Source organism: Brevundimonas sp. CURTG3B2_SDJG (assembly GCF_057364705.1).
Genome location: NZ_JBNFOJ010000232.1, coordinates 1 through 4345, shown reverse-complemented (window position 1 = coordinate 4345; position 4345 = coordinate 1). Strand labels below are relative to the sequence as shown.

The following is a 4345-nucleotide window of genomic DNA, read 5'->3' as shown; positions in this document are numbered from 1 at the left end:
CGCGGAGAACCGCCGCCCGGACGCGAGCCTCCGGGCTTGCCGAAACCGCGATCGCCTCCCGGTCGCCGCCGGGCTTGCCGCCGAAGCCCGGCTTGCCGCCCGGCCCCTTGCGGGCGCCGCCGCCCGGCCGTCCTTCGCCGCGCGGCCCGCCCCGGGGCCTTGTCGATGAACTGGTCCTCGCGCGGCTTGAAGGCGCGCTTCGGGCGTTCGGCGCGTTCGCCGCCTCGCCCTCGGCCCGCTCGGGCCGGGCGCGCGGCTTGAAGGTCTTGGCGTGTTCGAACTTCGGCTTGGCCTTGGCCCAGCCCTCCTTCTTCGGCGCCCGCCGGCCCGTGTCGCCGGCCTCGGACGCTGCGGCCTCGGCGGCGCGAACCCGGCTGGGCTTGCGCGACGGTCCGACATGGCCGAACCCGAAGCGCCCTTGACGATCGGCGCCGAGGTCCGGCGGCCGGGGATCGGCGCCGGGGTGGCGACCGTGTTCCCGGTCGGCAGGTTCTCGGGCCGGATGTGCTGGCTCAGCAGCTCGCGGATCACCCGCGGCCCCACCTCCTCGACCGAGCCGACCGGCAGCGTCCCCAGCTGGAACGGGCCATAGGCCAGACGGATCAGGCGGTTCACCGTCAGGCCGATGCTCTCCAGCACCTTGCGGACTTCCCGGTTCTTGCCTTCGGTGATCGAGACGCTGACCCACAGATTGGCCGAGGCCTTCTCGCCCTCGCCGGTCGGCTTGGCCTTGTCCAGGGTGGCCTCGATCGGGCCGTAGCGGACGCCGTCGACGGTCACCCCGTCCTTCAACTTGTCCAGCTCGGCCTGGGTCACCCGGCCCCGGGCGCGGGCCCGGTACTGGCGCACCAGTTCGGTCGACGGCAGCTCCAACGCCCGACTCAGCTCGCCGTCGTTGGTCAGGATCAGCAGACCCTCGGTGTTCAGATCCAACCGGCCGACGGAAATCACCCGCGGCAGGCCGCTGGGCAGAGCGTCGAAGACGGTCGGACGGCCCTGCGGGTCCCCGTGGGAGGTCACCAGGCCCGCGGGCTTGTGATAGCGCCAGACCCGCGTGGCCTGGGCCGCGCCGATGGGCTTGCCGTCCACGGTGATCACGTCGTCGCGGGTGACCAGGGTCGCCGGCGTGTCCAGGATCTTGCCGTTGACCGCCACCTTGCCCAGGCCGATCAGGCGCTCGACCTCGCGGCGCGAGGCGATGCCGGCCCGGGCCATGGCCTTGGCGATTCGCTCCGTGCGTTTGGGCTCGGCCGGCGCCGCGTCGGGCTTGGCGCCCGGCTTGCGGTCGCCGCCCTTGGCGAAGGGTTTACGGGGGCCGTCCTTCCGGTCGTCTTGACGCGGGCGGGGCTTCTTGTCGTTGTCGTTCGGATGGCGGACCATGATGAGCGGTTCATGCGCATGGCCTTGGCGTGTGCGCAAGCGGCGGCGGACGCGGGAGAGACTCCCGTGGGCTGCGTGATCGTCGACGAATCCACCGGAGAGGTGGTCTCCGAGGGCCGCAACGGCCCCATCGGCGCGCACGATCCGACCGCCCACGCCGAGATCCAGGCCATGCGCGCCGCCGCCGCGAAGCGCGGCAACTATCGCCTCACCGGCCTGACCCTCTACGTGACGCTGGAACCCTGCGCGATGTGCGCCGGGGCCATCAGCCACGCCCGGATCGGCCGCGTGGTCTGGGGCGCCGACGATCCCAAGGGCGGCGCGGTGGCGCATGGCCCACGCTTCTTCGACCAGCCGACCTGCCACTGGCGGCCCGCCGTCCAGGGCGGCGTCCTGGGTCAGGAGGGCGGCGACCTTCTGCGGACATTCTTCCGCGCCCGGCGCAAAGGAACGGCGGAAACGGCGGCGCGTTGATGGGCCTGACCCGTCAACGGCTAGGCTTGCCCGCATGAAGACCCCGATCGCCCTGGCCCTGTCTCTCCTGACCCTGGCCGCCTGCGGCCAGAAGCCGGCCGAGGCCCCCACGGACGGCGACTCGGTGCGCGAACGCGCCCAGGAGGCTCAGACCGCGCGACGGCGCACCGGCGCCGAGCTCCAGGACCGGGCGATGAATCGGGTCATCCGCACGGTCTACCTGTGCAACAACAGCGAGCGCCTGTCGGTCGACTTCGACAATCCGCGCGAGATGGCTACGGTCCGCACCTCCAGCGGCCAGGCCATCGACCTGTATCAGGAGCGAGCCGCCAGCGGCATCTGGTACCGCGCCTCGGGCTACGAACTGCGCGGCAAGGGCGTCATGGCGACCTGGAGCGCCGACGGCCGCCCGCCCACCGACTGCCGCGCCGTGGACTAGGCCCCTACCGCGGTATCTCCGGCCTTCCCCGGGACCATGACCCTCGGCAGAACCGTCCTCACGCCGCACCCTCGGTCCGCAGGAAGGCGGCCACGGCGGGGCGGTCCACGTCCCTGGCGACGAAGGCGTCGCCGATCGCGCGCGCCAGGATCAGGGTCAGCCGCCCGCCCTCGGCCTTCTTGTCCCCCGCCATCCGATCCAGCAGCGCCTCGGCCGAGAACGCGCCCGCCTCGGCCAGATGGACCGGCAGGCCGGCCGCCGCGATCACCGTCTCCACCCGTTCGGCCTCGTCCGGGGCGCACAGGCCCGCTGCGGCCGAGAATCGGAACGCCAGAGCGCAGCCCAGCGCCACCGCTTCGCCGTGAGCCAGCGCCGCCTCGTTGAACCCCAGCTCCGCCTCAATGGCGTGGCCGAAGGTGTGGCCCAGGTTCAGCAGGGCGCGACGGCCCGCCTCCTTCTCGTCTTCGCCGACGATGGCGCTCTTGATCTCGACGGAGCGGACGACGGCGCGATGCAACGCCGCCGGATCGCCCGTCGCGCCGCCCGCCCCCTCGCCGGCCAGCCAGTCGAAGAAGCCGGCGTCGCAGATCAGCCCGTGCTTCAGCACCTCGGCCCATCCCGACCGCAGCTGTCGGGGCGGCAAGGTGGCCAGCACGTCGATGTCGGCCAGCACCAATCGAGGCTGATGGAAGGCGCCGACCAGGTTCTTGCCGCGCGGCGTGTCGATCGCCGTCTTGCCGCCGACAGAGGAGTCCACCTGGGCCAGCAGGGTCGTCGGAACCTGTACGAAGTCGATCCCGCGCATGTAGAGCGCCGCCGCCAGCCCGGCGAGATCGCCTACGACGCCGCCTCCCAGGGCCACCACCACGTCGCTGCGATCCAGGCCCCGGGCCAGGAGTTGGTCCAGCACCCGCTCCAGCTCGGCGAACGATTTGGAGCTCTCGCCTGGCGGCACGGTCAGCATCGCTGCCTCGACGCCCGCCGCCGAGAGCGAGGCCAGGGCGGCCGGGCCGTGCAGAGCCGCCACCGTCTCATCGGCGATCACCACCGTCCGGCCCCTGGCCAGCGGCGCCAGATGACGTCCCAGCTCGACGAGCAGCCCTTCGCCCACCATGACGGGATAGGGGCGGAAGCCGCCGCCCGAAACCTGGATCGTCGTCGTCACGCGCCGGCCTCCGTCGCCCAGTAGCGCTCCAGCGCCGTCACGATCCCGTCCACCGCCTGGGCATGAGCCCCGCCGGCGACGTCCACCACCACATCGGCCTCGGCATAGACCGGATAGCGCGCCTCCGCGAGCGTCTTCAGGGCCTCCAGCGGATCGCGCCCCCGCAGCAGCGGCCGGGTGTCGCGCCGCCGGACGCGCTCCGCCACCGTCTCCAGGTCGGCGCGCATCCAGACGGTGACCGCCCGGCGCTTCAGCAGGGCCCGGGTGTCGGGGTTCAGCATCGCGCCACCGCCGGTGGCGAGCACGATCCGCGGCCCTTCCAGCAAGCGGCGCATGACCCGCGCCTCGCCCGCCCGGAACTCTCCCTCGCCCAGGCTGGCGAAGATGTCCGAGACGGTCATGCCGGCGGCGTCCTCGATCGCCTCGTCGCCGTCAGCGAACGGCAGGCCCAGCCGCCGCGCCAGCCGTCGTCCCACCGTCGATTTCCCCACGCCCATCAGGCCCACCAGAGCTATGGTGCGGCCATGGACGGGAATCGCCTCGACATCGGTCATCGGCGGCCTCTGGGGCGGCCTCGCGCGGGCGGGCGTCTGGGCGGCGGGAAGGTCGGCGTGAGGCGCGGCATGGTCCCTCCACCCTCTACACCAAGCCGCCCGCGCGCGAAGAGGGCGCCGCGATGAGCACGCCCCAGATCGAGGCCTTTCTGGAGATGATGGCCGTCGAGCGCGATGCTTCGCCTCACACCCTGGCCGCCTACGGCCGCGACCTGGCCGACGCTGAGAGCGGCATTCCCGGCGGGCTGATGGCCGCCGACGAGGCGGGGGTCGAGGGCTGGTACGCCGGGCTGGCGGCGCGCGGGCTTTCCCCGGCCACCCAGTCGCGGCGAC

At 72.9% G+C, this 4345-nt stretch carries 6 protein-coding genes; 3 read left to right on the top strand and 3 right to left on the bottom strand.

Features of this window, described 5'->3' with window-relative positions; translation table 11 throughout:
* The coding region (locus tag AC2W7C_RS13910) for a pseudouridine synthase (RefSeq protein ID WP_486001970.1) at nucleotides 1-1380 on the bottom strand (1380 nt) is incomplete at its 3' end.
* Between AC2W7C_RS13910 and tadA the strand changes: the two genes are divergently transcribed.
* Together tadA and AC2W7C_RS13900 are read left to right on the top strand one after the other, a co-directional pair.
* Nucleotides 1369-1854, top strand: a complete 486-nt coding sequence (gene tadA / locus AC2W7C_RS13905) for a tRNA adenosine(34) deaminase TadA (RefSeq protein ID WP_486001969.1) — start codon at nucleotides 1369-1371, stop codon at nucleotides 1852-1854. The genes AC2W7C_RS13910 and tadA overlap by 12 nt on opposite strands.
* A 34-nt stretch (nucleotides 1855-1888) precedes the next feature.
* Nucleotides 1889-2293 carry an MliC family protein gene (locus AC2W7C_RS13900; protein WP_486001968.1) on the top strand — a complete coding sequence of 135 codons (405 nt, stop codon included), beginning with the start codon at nucleotides 1889-1891 and terminating at the stop codon, nucleotides 2291-2293.
* 58 nt (nucleotides 2294-2351) lie between these two features.
* Here AC2W7C_RS13900 and aroB read toward each other — a convergent pair whose 3' ends face one another.
* The gene (gene aroB / locus AC2W7C_RS13895) at nucleotides 2352-3458 is read right to left on the bottom strand and encodes a 3-dehydroquinate synthase (RefSeq protein ID WP_486001967.1); all 1107 of its coding nucleotides are present in this window, start codon (nucleotides 3456-3458) and stop codon (nucleotides 2352-2354) included.
* Entirely contained in the window at nucleotides 3455-4012 is a 558-nt protein-coding gene (locus AC2W7C_RS13890) for a shikimate kinase (RefSeq protein ID WP_486001966.1), read from the bottom strand. Before AC2W7C_RS13890 ends, aroB begins: the two co-directional genes overlap by 4 nt.
* Before the next feature lie 122 nt (nucleotides 4013-4134).
* Between AC2W7C_RS13890 and AC2W7C_RS13885 the strand changes: the two genes are divergently transcribed.
* Nucleotides 4135-4345: site-specific integrase (locus AC2W7C_RS13885; RefSeq protein ID WP_486001965.1), on the top strand; the 211-nt coding region annotated here is incomplete at its 3' end.